Genomic DNA, 18,158 nt, shown 5'->3' on the forward strand with positions numbered 1-18,158 from the left:
AACAATGGAGAAAGTCTATTATCTTTGATTTCTGTATACACGATGGTATCAATTGTTGGATTTATGATTTTATCCGCGGTAATTTTACAGTGATCTGTAAGTGCATGCGAAGACTGTTAGACAAAACATAGATGAGGTGATATAATTCTATAGATATTCATCGCTATGAAAATATTTATGATAAGGAAGTGAAATTTTGGAACAAGGGAACTTAACAAAAGGTCCTATTTTAAAAACATTAACTAAGCTTGCCATTCCTATTATGGCATCTTCTTTTTTGGGGACATTATACAATCTTACTGACATGGCATGGATCGGATTGCTCGGCTCTAAAGCTGTTGCCGGTGTCGGTGTCGGTGGTATGTTCACCTGGCTCTCACAGGGATTAGCCTCTATGGCTAGAATGGGTGGGCAGGTACAGGTGGCACAGTGTATCGGTCGAGGGGACCGGAAAAAAGCACATGCTTATGCACAGACAGCAATACAATTATCTACTTTTATGGGGTTATTATATGCTGCTGTTTCTTTATTGTTTACGAATCAGTTGGTAGGATTCTTCCATTTGACCGATCCGGAAGCATGGACTGCTGCTATCTCTTATACTAAAATTGCCTGTGGACTTATTGTTTTTTCATTTTTAACATTAACCATGACAGGCATTTATACTGCACAAGGTGACTCAAAAACACCTTTTTTAGCCAACTTGGTTGGACTTGTACTGAATATGATCTTGGATCCTGTTCTAATTCTCGGACCGGGACCATTTCCTAAATTTGGTGTGGCAGGTGCAGCTATCGCAACAGTTACCGCTCAGTTTGTTGTTATGAGCGTTATGATTTTAGGCGTTATAAAGCAAAAGAAAGACAACGTATTGAAAAAGACTCGGTTAATTGCGAAAATGCATTTTGAACATGTTGCAGGTATATGTAAAATCGGAATTCCAACTGCACTTCAAGGAATGGCTTACTGTGCAATTTCTATGATACTGACCCGCATGGTATCTGCCTTTGGGGCGGAAGCCATTGCTACGCAAAGAGTTGGCGGACAGATTGAATCTGTTTCATGGAATACCGCTGATGGATTTGCTTCTGCTTTGAATGCATTTATCGGGCAAAACTATGGTGCCGGTAAGATGGACAGAGTAAAGAAAGGGTATCGTGCCTCATTATTTACGGTTGGTATCTGGGGCTTATTAATTACAATGTTGTTTGTTTTCGCTCCAAACACAATTGCCTCTCTTTTCTTCCATGAACCAAAAGCCATTGCTACCGCAGTCGGATACCTTGTTATTGTAGGCTTCAGTGAAGCTTTTATGTGTGTCGAGCTTACTACAATCGGTGCATTATCCGGACTTGGAAAAACACACCTTTGCAGTGTTATTTCTATTTTATTTACAAGTGCACGTATTCCTCTTGCGATTGTCCTTGGACAGAGCACACTCGGTCTTGACGGAATCTGGTGGGCGGTCTCGCTTACATCAATTGCAAAAGGTATTATTTTTGTTTTTACATTCTTCTGGATTACAAAAGAAAAACCTGCCTGAGTACTTTACTCAAGCAGGTTTTCTTTATATTGAGTTGCTGTACTTAGAAAAAGACCGGGCTTCACATTTTCCCCAGTCTTTTAGCTTCTTCAATGATATCTAATAACTTTCGGTTCGCACTGCCAATCTGTACTCCTGCATCGATCACTGTATCGCACATTTGTACTGCCTTAATTGCCTCCTCATACGCCCGATTGCTTATTTCTTCAAATGGAGTTTCTTCGATTACTTGTGTCGCCAATACCTTTGCCACCTGGTAATCCACATCATTTTGATATAAAATTCCTGCTATAAAAGGTATCTGCTCCTTTCGAAGTTTCCGGTAGATTGGTATTCCATTTCCTCCAGAAGATATAACAAAGGTCTTTGGCTTTCCTTCTATCTTCGGTAATTCCATGCTTCCAAATAACGGATCAAAATATCCATTTTCTATCTCATATAATTCTCGGATAATCGGCTCTGTAAAAATATCCTCTGGTTGTCCATAATGAGTAATCGTCTCACCCTTCACACACATCACTTTATCCGAAACCTTCTGTGCCAGCTCAATTTCATGTAAAGACATAATAACCGTAATATGCTTTTCTCTCACCATACGCTCCAAAATCGAGAGTAGCTCAAGCTTATGTTTCACATCCAAAAAGGAAGTTGGCTCGTCTAAAATCATCACTTCCGGTTCCTGACAAATTGCTCTTGCAAGCAAAATACGTTGTCTTTGTCCGTCACTGATTTCATTAAAATTACAATTTCCTAACTCTAATGCGTGCACCGTCTCCATCGCTTCTTCGACGATTTTCTCATCCTTAGCTGTTAAAATTCCTAACCGCCCGGTATATGGATAACGTCCCATTGCTACTACATCGTGACAAGTCATATACTCCGTTTTGATTCGTTCTGTCAAAACCACCGCCATCTTCGAAGCCATTTCCTTGTAAGATAATTGTAAAAGAGACGTATCATCATAAAACACATTTCCTGCAATCCACTTTAATTGTCTTGTAATGCTCTTTAAAATCGTGGACTTTCCCGAACCATTTGGCCCAATCAATGTTACAATTTCACCTTTGTTAATCCCTATGTTAATATCATGGATCAACGCTTTTCCTTGATAGCCTACCGCCAGATTATCCAGCCGGATATAATGATTTGTCATCTCTTATCTTCCCTTCTCACGCTTCAGCATCATATAAATTACAATCGGAGCTCCTAATATAGACGTTACTGTGCTGATATTTAACTCTGTCGGTGCCAGTACCATTCTCGCAATCAAATCACACAACATGCAAAATACCGCTCCCGCAAAAAATGTTCCGGGAATAATAATAAGTGGCCTTGCTGTCCCAAATGCTTTTCGTGTGAGAAATGGAACCGCAATTCCTACAAATGAAATTGGTCCGGCAAATGCTGTCACACATGCTGACAGGATACTCGACAATAAAATCAATGCCACACGAAAGAGTTTAATGTTTACTCCCATACTCTGTGCATATCCTTCTCCCAACTGGTATGCACCAATTGGCTTTGACAGAAAAAATGTGAAGATTACCGTAATTCCCACAATCACTGCAGCCACCTGAATATTACTCCAGCTGGTTCCCGAAAAGCTTCCTTGTGACCAGCCGTGCAGATTTACGATATCCGAATCATCCGCAAAAGTGACTACAAAATCTGTGATTGCGGAACAGATATATCCTATCATAATTCCTCCGACAAGTAATGAAGCCATATGATGTATTTTTTTTGACATCAGCAAAATAAATCCTGTCGAAATCAATGCCCCGATAAATGCAGCCATTACAAGCGTATAGGAAGAAAATGTGCCTATATATTTCAAAAAAACAATCATAGTCATGGCCACTGCCATCTTTGCACCGGAGGATATTCCTAACACAAAAGGCCCTGCAATTGGATTTGAGAAAAATGTCTGCAGCAAAAATCCCGACAATGACAATGCTCCTCCGAGCAATGCTGCCATCAATATTCTCGGCAATCGGATTTTCCATATAATATTATATTCTACAGCTTCTCCGTCTCTTAAAAATAAAATTTTCAAGATTTTTGCCACCGAAATATGTACGTTTCCTGTATTGATATTTAACACTACAATTATAAAAAATAGAATTGCCATTGTGATAAACACCATTGTATATCTGGAACGTCTTTTTAAATTTTCCATTTGAAAACTATGTTTTTCCATATTTTCTCACCAATCTTTTATCTCACCATTACCTTATTTATTCCATTTTCTGTAAAAATGTCATGTCTTGTGGATTTTCTTCTGTCAGCATTAAATGAATATCTCGGATCAATTCACCGACTGTATCCGTTGACTGATAGAGATTTTTTCCTGTATACCAGACATTTCCGTTTTTCACAGCTTTAAATTCTGAAAACAAATTATTTTTTGCTTCTAATTCTTTAATACTGCTTACTTGTCCCACAATTGTTCCATTGTAGATCAGATAATCTGCATCTACTGCTGTCGCATAAAATTCTTCCATTGTCAGTTTTACTGATGGGGCATTATTATCCGGATTCTTTAAATCAGAAAATGCATATCGCCCTCCCGCTATCTCAATCATAGCTGGTATATAATCATCTGATTTTCGGACAACTACGGTTCCGTCTGTATTGATATAAAAATACGCCACCGTTTTTTCTGTATTTTCAAAACCCTCTAAATCTTCAATGATTTTTGCCTGCTCAGAGAAGAAGTTTTCTGCTTCTGTTTCTTTATTAAACAAAGCTCCATACAGTTTTACCCACTCTGTTCTTCCAAGCGGATGGGATTCATAACTTGCATAGTCTATCAGCACCGGAATATCCAGATCTTCTATCATTTCCTGTACTTTTGGTGTGTGCAGTATCATCGTCGACTCAATTGCCAGATCACAATCTCCGTCTACCAAATTTTCATAATCCGGCTCACTGTATTTCCCGGCATATATCATGGTTCCATCCTGCATGGCCTGTCTGGCAGCATCGACATACCAATCTGATTCGTCCAACCCGGAAAACTTCACGCAATCTATCGCATCTATAGAGGCGATCAAGGACATAGAGGCACTGGCTGCCATATAGACATGCTGTAATGGCTGCTGGATTATTTTAATGTCTTCATCCAATCCTTCCGGAGCTTCTTTCCCCTCCGGCACGATTAAATATTTTCCACTTTCCTGAATATTGATCAGCTTGTATCCGTCTTTGTAATAGTATACATCGAATTCTTCTGCATAGGTCAGATCCATTGTTTTTTCATAGGTAAGCCCGGCAATCTCAGGGGCTAAGTCTTGATTCTCTTTCGCCTTCTCCTGCGACGAACCACATCCGGTTAAAGCAAATATGCATATAAGCAGAACTGCAATATATTGATACCATTTTCTTTTCATATCATTCACCTGTCGTTTTGTACACTTCCCGTATCAGAAGAGCCACTATTCCCCGTCCCCAATGGCTTCTTCGCATCCGAATAACACTTTGTATACTTTTATCCATTCTTTTTTCGCGAGCTCAGTCTTTTCATTTGCTGAACAGTCTACGATAAATGGAATTCCAAGCATTGCAAATTTTTCTGTATATTCGTTAAAACGTTCTGTCTGTTCTTTTACTGTAAGCGTATCTTTGTTTGTATCGCTCTCTTTTTGAGGAAGGATTGATGCCGGGAAGATTGCAAGGTCTACTTTTTGTTTTACTAAGGTTTTATATTTTGGAGCATCATAGCTTCCTCCATATACAACCTCTGCTGATTTACCATCTTTTCCTTTACTCATTCTGTCTGCGATTTCAGAAATTGTACAGTCTTTTTTCTTAGAACCAACTGCAGCTACCAAATCCAGCAAATCTAATTGCTCCATCGTTTTCAAAATTTCTTCTGATGCTACATAAGCTCTGTCTGCCGGGATATTTATAAGTATCATGTCCTGGTCAAGTCCGACCGGGATGTTTACATTTTCCGGAACAAGTAAATACTTTACAATATTTGCCTGATAAAGCTTTGCTGTTGCATCTTCAGATGTTTTTTTATCTTCTTCTTTTTCAGGCTCTCTGGCAGTATTTTTTGTCATATCTACTTCTAAGAGAACGATTCCTTTTTCATAATGATAAATCTTGAAACATTCTGCATGTTCTACTTTTGTTTCTGACTGATATTCCAGCCCCATGATTTCCGGAGCTTCTTCATCGAGTGTCTTACTATCATTATTGCCACTTCCTATTGCTTTACTTTCATTTGCATTACTTCCGTTAGCGGCTGCCAGATATACATAAATGTGATACTCAATCTCATGTGCCACTGACATCTTATCCGTCATTGCTATAATGCGGTTATTCTGATTTAATGCCACCGGAATTACCGCTGTCGCAGTTCCTGAACCCTTTGTCGTATAATATGTATTTCCGTTTGCTTTTACATATTGATAATGGTCACTGCTAAATACCAATGTTGCAAATGCCTGTCCGTTTTGAATTGTAATCTCATTACATGTAATCTGCACTTTTCCGGTTCCGCCTGACCACTTAAAGCCATCCGGAGTATATGTTCCATCTGCCAAGGCTGTTGTACTTTCTACTTTTGAGGTAGAACCACTTGTATTAGAATCGTATTTTGAGTCCGTATTTGTGTCTGTATTTCCTGTATTTCCATTACTTCCGGTTTCAGGTGTTGACGCTTCCGGGATTGACGGCACGGTAGGAACAGTTGGTGTTGTTGGCTCCGTCGGTGTTATCGGAGTTGTCGGCTGTGAAGGCTGCGGTGGATTTGGCAAAATTCCGCCGTCACCATTTCCGCCATCTTCCAGTTTCTGTAAAGAGTCTGACTGGAATACCAATGTTCTATCATACCATTTTTTATTCTTTATAGAATAAGCTGCAACCGGAATTTCTGTATCCAGTCCGCCTATCTGGATTGTATACATGTATCCGCCGTTATCATTTACTACATATGGTGCCCATTGTGATGTTTTTGCCTCTGCTGCCTGCTTTGCAGTACCTGAATACAGATATCCATATCCTTTTCCGCTCAAAGTTAATTGTGCACGAATTAATCCCTCTTTTACTGTTAATACACAATCTGTCACTTTAAACATAGCACTGCTTGATGTCACCTGTACTTTATATGTTCCATCTTCGAGAACTTTTGTATCTTCTCCCGGTTCTGGATTTGGTTCTGGTGTTGGCTCTGGATTTGGCTCAGGTGTTGGTTCCGGTTCTGGTACAGGCTCCGGATTTGGAGAAGGTGCAGGTTCTGGTGTTGGAGTTTCTTCTGGTTTTGAAACCGTTTCTTCTGCCCCTGTCAGTTCATCGCTCTTAGCTGTGCTCTCATCCTCACCTTTACCTTCATTCTCACCTGCTTCTTTATCTTCCTCGATTTGTCCGGCATCCTCTCTATCTGTTGTGTCAGTCCCGCTGTTCACATTGTCACCACTTTGTTCCGGCTGTGTTTCTACTTCACCCGTACCCGAAATGTTTATCGGCTCCTCGCTTTCTACAATCACATTATTCACACTGTCTTCAGCATAGACCTGCATATAGGTTAATGCCGGGCTTATCATAGATACACTCAATAATAAAGCCAATAATATCGCACTTCGTTTCTTCATATTTTCTCCAATCTAACTAACTATCTTGATTTTTGATTATACTCTCATAATCTTACGGGAATAAGTAGAATTTAAACATACTTATTTTTCAAGAATGCCTCTGCATTCTTACTGAATATATTTTGCTTTTAATTCATTTACTTTATCTGAATAAGCTTTATCCTGTTTCTGTTTCAAAGCTTCTGCTTTAATCTGTTCTTTGACTTCTTCAAAATCTGCTTCCTTGGCATCATTCTTCTGTTCAACCTTGATCAAATGATATCCGAACTGAGTCTGAACCGGTCCTACAACATGTCCAACCTCTGCTGCAAATGCTGCTTCTTCAAACTCTTTCACCATATGTCCTCTGCCAAACTCTCCAAGGTCTCCTCCCTGTGCTCCTGATGGACATGTTGAAAATTCTTTTGCAGCTTCCTCGAACTCTTTCTCACCACTTGTAATTTTTTCTAAAATGTCATTACATTTTTCTTCTGAATCTGTCAAAATATGTTTTGCACTTACTGTAGCAGGTTTTGCATAACGCTGCTTATTATTCTCAAAGAATTCTTTTGCTTCTTCATCTGAAACTGTTACTGCATCTAATGTATTCTTTAATACAAGCTGTGCTAAAATGTCTCTTTTTGCATCTTCTATGATCTTCTGGAATTCTTCTGTCTCCTCTAGTTTTTCGTCAACTCCACACTGTGCAAGTACATTCATCGCGATTAACTGCTCTTTGCAGTGCTCTCTAAACTGTGGGTTTGTCGCATACATCTGCTGTTCTCTAGGCAGTCTCTGGATAAATGCGTTCAACTCCTCTTCTGTAATCTCACGTCCTGCAATAACTGCTAATACATTCTTTTCCATTTTGTATTCTTTCTCCTTTTCTCTGCTCGTTCACAATCTATCTCCATTGTGACTATCTCTCTTATTATAAAAGAAAACAGATTAACTTTCAATCTCAAATGAAAACTGCGCTCATATAAAGAAAAAGCTGCTCACTAATTTCTTAGTTTGCAGCTTCTTCTAACATTCAAACTATTTTATTTCACACTCACCTATAAGATTCTGTATAACTGTAACGGATTCTTCTAATTCTTCTGCTATCTCATCTATTGATTTTCCTTTGGAAAGTTTTCTTTGGATTAATTGTTTTAGCAGTTCCATTCGACCTTCCTCGATTCCAGCCATTCGCCCCTCCTCGATTCCAGCCTCCCGACCAGCCTCAAATTCAGCCTTCCTTAGTTTTTTCTCTTCTTCATCCTTGTTATATTCGAATATACTCATGCTAATCACCTCAGCTCGATTTTGGATTAGAAATTCCGCTAATATTCCTTCTTTTATACATTCTTCAACGGCACATTCTACCGCTTCTTCCAATGACAGCTCGCCTAAAGAAGTATATTTACGGACTTTCGCTACATACTGAGCATATTCCTTCAATGTTTGGCAATGTTCCATCAGTTCCTGATTATGACCTTCATTAACATTCAGCACAGTTACTCGCAATTCCAGATCTGGGTCATCTGTCTGGCATTCATACGCTGATGAAAGTCTGAATTCACTGACATCTTCAATCTCTCTCGTCCCATTATAGAACACAACAAATTTGGGTGCTGGAATCTTCTGTAGCACTGATGAATACAAAGACTTCTGAACAACCAGTTTCTGGTATTCATTGGAGATATAAAACAGATCTCTTAACGGCATGTTTGGATTATATGTGGACTGGTGTTCATAAAGATATAAATTCATATCCAGAATAAATGCCAAGTCATTTTTCATTCCCATATAAATCGAATTTTCCAATGTTACTACCTGTAATGCATCTGCATCGGTATAATTCTTATGGTTCATTGCGTTGTAAAGCGACAACAGATTTTCCTTGTTTTCAAACAGCATGCGGAAAATGGTATCTTTGTACTTCTTTGTTGCTTTTACCGTCCGGTTCCGTACAGAATACTTTCTGCTTCTCTGTGCATTCTTTCGTTTTGACATATTCACTTTTCCTCCTTTTTGCAGGAGGTTATCTACTCTTTTTCAGCCGCCTCCTGCTTTACATAACTATTGGTATCTAAAGCATAGACTTCTGAAATGAAATTAGAAAATAGATGGTGAATTGTCACCTTAGATTCATAAGAAATATGCTTTGTATTAGTATAACATATGCTTTTTATAAAAAACAACTTAAAAAGAAGCTGCTCACTAATTTCTTAGTTTGCAGCTTCTTCTAACATTCAAACTATTTTATTTTACACTCACCTATAAGATTCTGTATAACGGTAACAGATTCTTCTAATTCTTCTGCTATCTCATCTATTGATTTTCCCTTAGAAAGTTTTCTTTGGATTAATTGTTTTAGCAGTTCAATTCGACCTTCCTCGATTCCAGCCTCCCGTCCAGCCTCAAATTCAGCCTTCCTCAGTTTTTTCTCTTCTTCATCCTTGTTATATTCGAATATACTCATGCTAATCACCTCAGCTCGATTTTGGATTAGAAATTCCGCTAATATTCCTTCTTTTATACATTCTTCAACTGCACATTCTACTGCTTCTTCCAATGACAACTCTCCTAAAGAAGTATATTTACGGACTTTCGCTACATACTGAGCATATTCCTTCAAGGTTTGACAGTGTTCCATCAGTTCCTGATTATGACCTTCATTAACATTCAGCACGGTTACTCGCAATTCCAAATCTGGGTCATCTGTCTGACATTCATATGCTGATGAAAGTCTGAATTCGCTGACATCTTCAATCTCTTTCGTTCCATTATAGAACACAACAAATTTTGGTGCCGGAATCTTCTGTAGCACTGATGAATACAAAGACTTCTGAACAACCAGTTTCTGGTATTCATTGGAGATATAAAACAAGTCTCTTAACGGCATGTTCGGGTTATATGTGGACTGGTGCTCATATAGATATAAATTCATATCCAGAATAAATGCCAAGTCATTTTTCATTCCCATATAAATCGAATTCTCCAATGTCACTACCTGTAATGCATCTGCATCGGTATAATTCTTGTGGTTCATTGCGTTGTAAAGCGACAACAGATTTTCCTTGTTTTCGAACAACATACGGAAAATGGTATCTTTGTACTTTTTTGTTGCTTTTACCGTCCGATTCCGTACAGAATACTTTCTGCTTCTCTGTGCATTCTTTCGTTTTGACATATTCACTTTTCCTCCTTTTTTACAGGAGGTCATCTACTTTTTTCAGCCGCCTCCTGCTTTACATAACTATTGGTATCTAAAGCATAGACTTCTGAAATGAAATTAGAAAATAGATGGTGAATTGTCACCTTAGATTCATAAGAAATATGCTTTGTGTTAGTATAACATATGCTATTCATAAAAAACAACTTAAAAAAAAGCTGCTCACTAATTTCTTAGTTCGCAGCTTTTCTACTATATTAAGCGACTTCTTTTTTCATTGCTTTGTAACCAATCAGTACAGTCCATACATATGCACATGTTTTCGGAATCATCAGCATACCAATCATCGTAATGACATCAGCCCACAGCACAACTGGGATATAGAAAGCAAAGCTCAGAACGATGGTCAGCCACATCCAACTAAAAGACTGGTCATTACTCTCTTTTGCACTCTTATAGAATAAAACAATGATAATTAATCCCATAAGTGCAAATGGAACGTTACGATAGATTCCCCATGAAAGCGGAGCATTTGCACTAAGCCAGTCATTCTGTGGCATCATACACAGAACAATTCTTAATCCTGCAAGACCATAGATTGCTGCTGTCGTTAATTTCTGCCCTTTAATGTGATAGCGTTCACGCCAAATATGATAAAGTACAACATAAAATATTGTCATTGTAACGGATGTGATCCATTTACCTAATCCAAGCGGTACAGTGAAATTTTCAAGACCTGTTGTACAAAGTGCGAATGCACGTGGAACCAAATGGAATGCATCTCCACTGCCTAAAAGGACAGCCATAATTCCAAACATCGTAAATTGGCGGTTTCCCTTACTTCTGCGAATCATCAGAATTCCGATTGTTATTACCGAAATCAAATATACTGCGTCAAATATAGTTTCTACAATTGCCTGCATAACAAACATCCTTTCTTGTTCAAAATATTCAGCTATATGAACAGTGTTCATTTTGATTTAAAAATTTTCCCACACTAATTGTGGGAGAATTTTTTAACGCTATTGCATTCTTGCTGCGAGATGCGCGTCATGCAATGCATGACATACTTCTTCTGCGCATCTCTGCAATCCTGCCGGAGGCTATATCAGATGGGGGATTGACTCACACCAATGATACTGATTTGTTACTCGCCACCTACAGAGGTGGGAGTCATCTCACATCTAATATAGTGTCTTTTTAATAAGCATCAATACATCGGATGGATCATAATCTTGACGGAGCATTGACATCAAGATTAAAGAGAATAATATATCTGCAAACTTATCTTCTGTAAATTGTTGATCAAATACATCTGGACGAATCTTCGGATCATTCTTTAATACTTCACATAATCCGTGAAGAATATGTTCCCAAGTCTGCATCATTTTTTTCTTTCCATCTGACTTTTCATTTCTCATAAATCCTAATGAATGTAATGAGAAGAACCCTGGAAATTGAGCATCTCCATATTCTAATCGTTCATAAATCCATGAGATACATGTTTCGACATCATGGAATACCTGTTCATCTTTTGGATGAAAGAAGATTTCATACCAAACGCTCTCTATTGTGTCTCCAAGCAGATCAGCCTTTGAGTTATAATAGTTATAGATCGTGCCTGCTGAAACAGAGCATCTGGCCGCAACTGCACGTATACTTACCGCAGCCCATCCATTTTCCCTGATTAGGTCTCTGCTGGCAGTTAATATATCTTCTTTTGAAGTAGCAAGATGATTCACTATTCCACCCCCTCATGTCTTATTTGCTTATTTTATATTGAACACTGTTCACATTGAAAATATACACTGTTCATGTTGCTTTGTCAAGAGTCTTTTCTTCCTGCATATTTCTGATATAAAATGCAATCTGGTACGGCAATCTCTCATCCGGTGTTTTAAGCTCATTGTTTAAAATTTTCTTGATATTTCCTATACGATACAATACTGTATTCCGATGCGTATACAACTCTGCCGCCACCGCCTGTATACTTCCGTTATGTTTCAGATATGACTGCAAAGTTTCCACATACCCTGCATTATGTTTATAATCATATTCTTCTAACTCTTTCAAACATTCCGTTTCGATTTCATTTAAAATACCCTCGTCTTTTACCATATAAAGAAGACGATATAACCCGCACTCATCAAATTTTACCAGTTGCTTTTTATGTCTCATTGCCATGTAAGTTGCTGCCTTCGCTCTCTGATAACTTACTGAAAGCTGTGAAATGTCCATGCATTTACTTCCGATTCCTACGCATAATTCCAACCCTGGCATTCGTTTTTTCCCTCTTTTTAATGCCCCTTCTGCAAGCTGACATAAAAACTCTTCTGTAATTGCATTGGCAACCAGCACAAAATCTGAGTTGTAATAAAAGAAACTGGCATTATGTGTAATATCTTCCAGATACATTTGTATTCTATAGGATAATTTTCTTCGCTCCACTGTATCCATAGCATCTAGTCCTTCACAAGTAAGTAAAAGCACTTGAAAACTTCCATCCACGTCAAAATACTGTAATAACTCTTTTCGATATGCCTCCTGGTTATCCGGAGATTCAATGGCTGCAATCAATGCCGAAGCAATCTGTTCATCTGTACTATCTTGTAAAAACACATGAATACTGAAATCTTTTATCATATCTGACAAATGTACTTCCCATGGCACCGTTAAGAGTGGAAGATCATTTTCATCACAATACATTTTCAATTCTTCCGGTACCTCATGAATATACTGCCCTACATTAATGATCAGCCCTGATGCATGATGTCTGTTTAACTGTATCGCCAATTGCATCCAATCTTCTTTGTCTGGAAATCCCAGCCCTGTTGTTACTGCAAGCTCCTTTCCCCAGAAATTCTGTATAATCGTTGTATCTTCCAAAAGATGCACCCAGCTAATAGAATTAGCCCAGCCATTTTGCCCAGCCAGAAACTTCATTGCATACCTATTTTCCGCTGTCAGCATCATATCTTCAATTGTAAAACTCATACGCCCTCTCCCTTTATAGTTCTCTTTTTCTAATCTTAATATAGCACATTTCTTGTGCTGACAACACATATTTTACCCATTACTTTTAGAATTATTTCCCATAGTTTTTCTTTGTTTTTGTGCTACAATATAAGTAACTAAAAGAAACGGAAATAAATTAAAAGGGGGCACTGTTATGAGATTCGTAACTTATACAAATTCTTTAGATTCACTTTCTCTTCCAGAATGGATGCGAACAGAACGTTATATGTATTGTGACAATTTTGTAAATGATTATATGAAATCTGAGCATTTCGGTCTTCTTTCATTAGTCAAACATCTATTTTGTAAATAGTTTACACTTTCTTTCTTAAAATGGCTGCTTGGAATTTCTAGGCAGTCATTTTTATTGCTAACATTAATAAACAAACTTTTTTGAAATGATTTCCTGCCTTGACGCTGACTCTTGGAAAGGTATAGAATAATTATATCAAAACAGTTCAAAAAATACGTATTAATCAAGGAGGTATCTTATGGAAAGAAAAATTACATTCGCTCAATACGGTTGTGGTAAAATGGGAAAATACTTGATTCGTTACGGAATTGAAAAAGGAGCAGAATTAGTTGCCGCATTTGATGTGAATCCTGCTATTTTAGGTAAAGATGCAGCAGAGATTGCAGGTGATGGCTATCCGGCTACCGGAATTCAGATTGCAGATGCAAGCCAGGCAGATGAAATCCTTGGAAATCTGAAACCGGATGTCTGCATCATTGCTACTAGAAGCACCATCGCAGAACTCGAAGACATTTTTACAATTTGTGCAAAGCATGGTATCAATGCGATTACAACCTGTGAAGAAGCACTATATCCATGGAACTCTTCTCCTGCTCTTACACACAAATTGGACAAACTTGCTAAAGAGGGCAACTGTACACTGACTGGTGTTGGCTACTGTGATCTTGTTTGGGGTACTATGGTTACAAATCTTGCCGGTTCTTCATTCAAAATCACAAAAATTCATGGTAGCAGTTGGTATAACGTAGAAGATTATGGTATCGCACTTGCAGAAGGTCATGGTGCAGGATTTACGCCAGAACGTTTCAAAAAAGAAATTGCAAATATTAACACTATGTCACCAGATGAACTTAAAGAACTTATTGAATGTGGTCAGTATGTTCCGGCATATATGTGGAATCAAAATGGTTGGCTTTGCAGCAAAATGAACCTTCATATTATTTCACAGACGCAGAAGTGTTATCCTACTACCCATACCGCAGATCTTTTCTCTACAACTTTAAATGCTACAATCAAAGCTGGTGATCCGACGGGTATGCGTGCTGTTGTTACTACTGAGACAGAAGAAGGCATCACTCTCGAAACCGAATGTGTAGGCAAAGTATTCGCACCAGATGACTTTGACAGAAATGATTGGACCTTTATCGGCGAACCTGAAACAACTGTTTCTGTAAATCGGCCTGCGACTGTAGAAATGACTTGTGCTACCATCGTAAACCGTATTCCACAGTTAATTGATGCTCCGGCTGGATATGTAACAACTGATAAATATCCATATAACGAATATTGTGTTCATGATTTGAACACTTATGTAAAATCAAAATAAGGTTCCTATAAACCTATAAGACATCTATAAAGGGAACAGCTATAGAATTTCGGTATATGAAAAGCTATAGCTGTTCCCTTTTACCATTTTCTTACAATGCATTGATATTTTTATCTAAAACCCTATAATATAATTATCAATAGAAAGAGGTATACACTATTATGATATTAATAACTTGCGTAGATAACAATATGGGCATGCTTTTCAATCATAGAAGGCAGAGTCAGGATCGTACTCTAAGAGAGAGAATCCTTAAATCGGCTTCTGGAAAAATTTTCTGGATGAACCACTATTCAGAAAAGCAATTTAAAGATTTTGAAAATTATATCAACAATTCTCAAAATTATAACATTGATGAGAATTTCCTAAGTAAAGCTGCCTGCAATGATATATGTTTTGTTGAAGACTGTTCTGTTGCTGCGTTTGAGCAAAAAATTAAAAAGATAATCTTATATAAATGGAACCGGGACTATCCTGCTGATTTTTATTTTGATATTCCACTGTCTGAGCATGGATGGAAGCTAATTTCCAGTGAAGATTTCGTCGGTTCCTCACACGATAAAATAACAGAGGAGATTTATGTAAAATGAAAAGATTGAAAAAAGTTATTTTTCGTTCCAAAGGATTATTCTCTCTATTTTTAGTGCTCCTGCTCTCACTTTCTGTTTGTAGCGAGACGTTTGCAGCAAAAGCAGCTTCGACTTCTTTTGATCTGACAGGCATTCCGACTTACTCTAAAGACCCTTATGTTGTTCTTAATAACAACACCCCTTATTTCACTGAAAGTGAACTAAATGTATCCACTTCCTTTGAAACCTACAGTGCGCTAGACAAGTTTGGGCGATGCGGTGTTGCATATGCAAATGTCGGAAAAGATTTAATGCCAACCGAAAAACGAGGGGCTATCGGCAAAATCAAGCCTTCCGGATGGCATACTGTAAAATATGATTTTGTTGATGGAAAATATCTCTATAATCGTTGTCATTTAATAGGGTATCAGCTTACCGGCGAGAATGACAATGAACGTAACTTGATTACCGGAACACGATATCTGAATGTACAAGGTATGCTTCCTTTTGAAAATATGACAGCTGATTATATAAAAGAAACCGGTAACCACGTATTATACCGGGTGACACCTGTCTATGACGGAGATAATCTTGTTGCATCTGGGGTTGTTATGGAAGCAATGTCTGTTGAAGACAACGGGGAGGGTATTCTTTTTTGTATATTTGTATACAATGTTCAACCTGGCGTCTCCATTGATTATGCTACCGGAGAGAGCAAAGCCGACACCTCTTCCGACAGCAGCGCAACAACCAAAAATTCATCTTCTTCCACTACCTACGTGCTAAACACAAACAATCACAAATTCCACTATCCAACTTGTGGAAGCGTAAAACAGATGAAGAAAAAAAATCGCAAAAATTACACCGGAAAAAGAGCTGATGTCATTAAAATGGGGTATGAGCCATGCAAAAAATGTAATCCGTAATGTAAATTTCCGGAACTAAAAAACGAACTATGTCATCCATTCAATGATATAGTTCGTTTAAAAAATATATGAAGTTATTATTTAAGAATTAAATTCAGTACACCTGTTGACTGTAAGAATAAAATCAACATAATGACCGGCATAATATAGCGTATCATTGCATTATAAAGCTTTTTGCGTTTAAATTTGCTTCCATTTAATTCCATCTCTTCTGCAATCCATGATGGTTTCATGATCCATCCGATCAGAATTGCAGACAACAATGAAATAAACGGCATCAAGAAACTGTTACTGATATAGTCCATAATATCCAAAAGCTGACCTGTGCTTCCGTTTGGTAATGCCACTTCTACATAGAATATGCTATATCCCAATGCTATGACTGCTGTTGCTGTCAAATAGATAACAGACAAAACTCCTGTTGTCTTTTTTCTTTCCGTATGGAAAAGCTCCATGCAGTTTGCTGTAATAGACTCTAATACCGAAATACAAGAAGTCAATGCTGCAAATCCCGCCAGTACAAAGAATAAGATTCCGATAAATCTTCCGATTTTTCCCATGCTAAAGAATACATTTGGCAAAGACACGAACATAAGTCCAGGTCCTGCTGACATTCCATCAAGTCCTGAGAAAACGAATACAGCAGGAATGATCATAACACCTGCCAAGAATGCTACTCCTGTATCCATCAATTCAATCTGGGATACCGCCTTGTTCAGATCAACATCTTTCTTTACATAAGAACCATATGTGATCATAATACCCATTGATACACTTAAAGAGAAAAATAACTGACTCATCGCATCCAGCGTAATCTGAAGAAAACGTCCTACTGTAACGCCAGTCAAATCTGGTTTCAGATAAATCATCATTCCCTGTAAGCCTGTACGGACAGTTCCATCATCCAAAGTTGTTTTGAGTGTCAATGAGAAGATTGCGATCACAATTACCATCACCAAAAGTATTGGCATGATAAATTTAGATACACGTTCAATTCCCTTTTCAACACCATTATAAACGATCAGTGCTGTTAACAGCATAAATACCAAACTGAACCACACAGAAGATGGTGAGGAAATAAATCCAGTAAAACATCCATCAGCCACAGCTTCTTTACCTGAACTAAACAGATAGATTGTAATATACTTCAGAATCCATCCCCCAATAACTGCGTAATATGTCATGATCAGCACCGGCACCAAAAATGTCAGAATTCCTAAAAATTTCCACTTCGAACGCATCGACTCATAGGCATAAATTGCACTTTTTCCAGTCTTACGTCCGATGGCGATATCTGTTGTTAATAATGTAAATCCAAAAGTAACTACCAATACCAAATAAATAATCAGGAAAAGTCCTCCCCCGTCTTTTGCTGCGAGATATGGGAATCTCCAAAGATTTCCAACTCCTACAGCACTTCCAGCAGCAGCAAATACAAAACCGATCTGCCCGCTAAAACCACTTTTTTGTTTCATAAGTTTAGCCTCCATAAAATTTAGTCGAACCTTAACTGATTTATTATATCAATAATCGTGGGATGTATACAATATAGATTTCAAAAATTTAAATTTTTTGCATTTTTGCACTACTTTAAATACATCATTCATCAATCTTTTGTATATACCTTATCATATTTTCTAAGATTTGATAATAGACCTTCCTATGAAAATCTGTAAATAACTGTTTTTTACAAAAAGGATGATTTGATAAGTTTTTTATCATTTTGCCCTTTTTGTAAATTGAAAACAGACAAAAATGCTCATACTATAATCATAACAAATGGATAGCT

Annotated in this window: 15 protein-coding genes; 4 read left to right on the top strand and 11 right to left on the bottom strand. The window is 37.8% G+C overall.

All coding sequences use genetic code 11. The features are described 5' to 3' along the window. The first annotated feature begins 196 nt into the window (after positions 1-196). Positions 197-1,543: an MATE family efflux transporter gene (locus tag LQE94_RS02965; RefSeq protein WP_243238190.1), complete on the top strand. Its 1,347-nt coding sequence runs from the start codon at positions 197-199 to the stop codon at positions 1,541-1,543. 61 nt (positions 1,544-1,604) lie between these two features. On the opposite strand, the gene LQE94_RS02970 is transcribed toward LQE94_RS02965, so the two are convergent. The 10 genes from LQE94_RS02970 to LQE94_RS03015 form a co-directional block, all read right to left on the bottom strand. Continuing rightward, positions 1,605-2,696: an ABC transporter ATP-binding protein gene (locus LQE94_RS02970; RefSeq protein WP_240576947.1), complete on the bottom strand. Its 1,092-nt coding sequence runs from the start codon at positions 2,694-2,696 to the stop codon at positions 1,605-1,607. 3 nt (positions 2,697-2,699) lie between these two features. Beyond that, the gene (locus LQE94_RS02975; RefSeq protein ID WP_240576948.1) at positions 2,700-3,740 is read right to left on the bottom strand and encodes a FecCD family ABC transporter permease; all 1,041 of its coding nucleotides are present in this window, start codon (positions 3,738-3,740) and stop codon (positions 2,700-2,702) included. A 37-nt stretch (positions 3,741-3,777) separates the two neighbouring features. Then, on the bottom strand, positions 3,778-4,932 hold the full coding sequence (locus LQE94_RS02980; RefSeq protein WP_240576949.1) for an ABC transporter substrate-binding protein: 1,155 nt from the start codon (positions 4,930-4,932) through the stop codon (positions 3,778-3,780). Between the two features lie 45 nt (positions 4,933-4,977). Beyond that, the gene (locus tag LQE94_RS16185) at positions 4,978-7,140 is read right to left on the bottom strand and encodes a hypothetical protein (RefSeq protein WP_276312686.1); all 2,163 of its coding nucleotides are present in this window, start codon (positions 7,138-7,140) and stop codon (positions 4,978-4,980) included. Positions 7,141-7,248: 108 nt separating this feature from the next. Then, entirely contained in the window at positions 7,249-7,986 is a 738-nt protein-coding gene (locus tag LQE94_RS02990) for a peptidylprolyl isomerase (protein WP_022075653.1), read from the bottom strand. A 171-nt stretch (positions 7,987-8,157) separates the two neighbouring features. After that, positions 8,158-9,117 (bottom strand): hypothetical protein, encoded by a 960-nt coding sequence (locus LQE94_RS02995; protein WP_240576950.1) that lies wholly within the window; start codon positions 9,115-9,117, stop codon positions 8,158-8,160. 244 nt (positions 9,118-9,361) lie between these two features. After that, positions 9,362-10,297, bottom strand: a complete 936-nt coding sequence (locus tag LQE94_RS03000; protein WP_240576951.1) for a hypothetical protein — start codon at positions 10,295-10,297, stop codon at positions 9,362-9,364. 239 nt (positions 10,298-10,536) lie between these two features. After that, positions 10,537-11,202: a hypothetical protein gene (locus tag LQE94_RS03005; RefSeq protein ID WP_240576952.1), complete on the bottom strand. Its 666-nt coding sequence runs from the start codon at positions 11,200-11,202 to the stop codon at positions 10,537-10,539. A 261-nt stretch (positions 11,203-11,463) separates the two neighbouring features. Next, the gene (locus LQE94_RS03010) at positions 11,464-12,021 is read right to left on the bottom strand and encodes a TetR/AcrR family transcriptional regulator (protein ID WP_240576953.1); all 558 of its coding nucleotides are present in this window, start codon (positions 12,019-12,021) and stop codon (positions 11,464-11,466) included. A 70-nt stretch (positions 12,022-12,091) separates the two neighbouring features. Further along, a complete protein-coding gene (locus LQE94_RS03015) occupies positions 12,092-13,273 on the bottom strand; it encodes a PucR family transcriptional regulator (RefSeq protein ID WP_240576954.1) in 1,182 nt (393 codons plus the stop codon). A 512-nt stretch (positions 13,274-13,785) separates the two neighbouring features. Between LQE94_RS03015 and LQE94_RS03020 the strand changes: the two genes are divergently transcribed. The 3 genes from LQE94_RS03020 to LQE94_RS03030 all read left to right on the top strand — a co-directional run bounded on the left by LQE94_RS03020 (position 13,786) and on the right by LQE94_RS03030 (position 16,369). Continuing rightward, complete coding sequence (locus LQE94_RS03020; protein WP_240576955.1) at positions 13,786-14,874, top strand: NAD(P)H-dependent amine dehydrogenase family protein; 1,089 nt, start codon at positions 13,786-13,788, stop codon at positions 14,872-14,874. Between the two features lie 161 nt (positions 14,875-15,035). Further along, positions 15,036-15,464: a ribonuclease Z gene (locus LQE94_RS03025; RefSeq protein WP_240576956.1), complete on the top strand. Its 429-nt coding sequence runs from the start codon at positions 15,036-15,038 to the stop codon at positions 15,462-15,464. Then, on the top strand, positions 15,461-16,369 hold the full coding sequence (locus LQE94_RS03030) for a DNA/RNA non-specific endonuclease (protein WP_240576957.1): 909 nt from the start codon (positions 15,461-15,463) through the stop codon (positions 16,367-16,369). The genes LQE94_RS03025 and LQE94_RS03030 overlap by 4 nt, the downstream gene beginning before the upstream one ends. 77 nt (positions 16,370-16,446) lie before the next feature. Here the strand turns inward: LQE94_RS03030 and LQE94_RS03035 are convergent, their stop codons facing one another. Then, positions 16,447-17,844: a sodium-dependent transporter gene (locus LQE94_RS03035; protein WP_022074547.1), complete on the bottom strand. Its 1,398-nt coding sequence runs from the start codon at positions 17,842-17,844 to the stop codon at positions 16,447-16,449. Between the last annotated feature and the right edge of the window lie 314 nt (positions 17,845-18,158).

The sequence above is a fragment of the Mediterraneibacter sp. NSJ-151 genome, from assembly GCF_022487435.1.
Taxonomy (GTDB): domain Bacteria; phylum Bacillota; class Clostridia; order Lachnospirales; family Lachnospiraceae; genus Schaedlerella; species Schaedlerella hominis.

Excerpts from the sequence above, each read along its gene's own strand:
- LQE94_RS02970 (WP_240576947.1), bottom strand. The coding sequence starts at position 2,696 with ATGACAAATCATTATATCCGGCTGGATAATCTGGCGGTAGGCTATCAA.
- LQE94_RS02975 (WP_240576948.1), bottom strand. The coding sequence starts at position 3,740 with ATGGAAAAACATAGTTTTCAAATGGAAAATTTAAAAAGACGTTCCAGA.
- LQE94_RS02980 (WP_240576949.1), bottom strand. The coding sequence starts at position 4,932 with ATGAAAAGAAAATGGTATCAATATATTGCAGTTCTGCTTATATGCATA.
- LQE94_RS16185 (WP_276312686.1), bottom strand. The coding sequence starts at position 7,140 with ATGAAGAAACGAAGTGCGATATTATTGGCTTTATTATTGAGTGTATCT.
- LQE94_RS02990 (WP_022075653.1), bottom strand. The coding sequence starts at position 7,986 with ATGGAAAAGAATGTATTAGCAGTTATTGCAGGACGTGAGATTACAGAA.
- LQE94_RS02995 (WP_240576950.1), bottom strand. The coding sequence starts at position 9,117 with ATGTCAAAACGAAAGAATGCACAGAGAAGCAGAAAGTATTCTGTACGG.
- LQE94_RS03000 (WP_240576951.1), bottom strand. The coding sequence starts at position 10,297 with ATGTCAAAACGAAAGAATGCACAGAGAAGCAGAAAGTATTCTGTACGG.
- LQE94_RS03005 (WP_240576952.1), bottom strand. The coding sequence starts at position 11,202 with ATGCAGGCAATTGTAGAAACTATATTTGACGCAGTATATTTGATTTCG.
- LQE94_RS03015 (WP_240576954.1), bottom strand. The coding sequence starts at position 13,273 with ATGAGTTTTACAATTGAAGATATGATGCTGACAGCGGAAAATAGGTAT.
- LQE94_RS03020 (WP_240576955.1), top strand. The coding sequence starts at position 13,786 with ATGGAAAGAAAAATTACATTCGCTCAATACGGTTGTGGTAAAATGGGA.
- LQE94_RS03025 (WP_240576956.1), top strand. The coding sequence starts at position 15,036 with ATGATATTAATAACTTGCGTAGATAACAATATGGGCATGCTTTTCAAT.
- LQE94_RS03030 (WP_240576957.1), top strand. The coding sequence starts at position 15,461 with ATGAAAAGATTGAAAAAAGTTATTTTTCGTTCCAAAGGATTATTCTCT.
- LQE94_RS03035 (WP_022074547.1), bottom strand. The coding sequence starts at position 17,844 with ATGAAACAAAAAAGTGGTTTTAGCGGGCAGATCGGTTTTGTATTTGCT.